The 370-nt window shown below is 48.1% G+C and carries 1 pseudogene; it reads left to right on the top strand.

Annotated elements, in window-relative coordinates:
* A pseudogene (locus A7090_RS26940) lies at positions 1-272 on the top strand (RNA-guided endonuclease TnpB family protein); the annotation flags it as partial.
* Positions 273-370: the final 98 nt, after the last annotated feature.

Below are 370 nucleotides of genomic sequence, written 5' to 3'. Positions count from 1 at the left end.
CACGCCGCTATAACTGGCTCAAATAATATGACTCGCTGACGCTACAGCAAGCGGTCATTAATCTGGATAAGGCATTTGCCAACTTCTTTAACAAGAAGCTCAAAGCCAGATTCCCCGTCTTCAAAAGCAAGCACGGCAAGCAATCCAGCTACCATCCCAATGGGAAGGTATTAAGTGACGCTATCCAGTTGCCGAAAATCCCCACTATCCGGGCGAATATTCACCGGGAGATTGTCGGTAAGGTTTCCAGCATCACGATCACCCGCACAGCAGCGCTGAGGGATCCCCATAAATCAGCGCTAATAAACCAACACCATATTCTGGTAGGTTTTGGCGAGATGATTAAGAACTGTGCTTAGCACTGTTCGTC

The sequence above is a fragment of the Escherichia sp. MOD1-EC7003 genome (genome assembly GCF_002965065.1).
Classification (GTDB): Bacteria; Pseudomonadota; Gammaproteobacteria; order Enterobacterales; family Enterobacteriaceae; genus Escherichia.
Note: the sequence above shows the minus strand (reverse complement) of the source record. Positions and strands in the feature narration are given on the sequence as shown.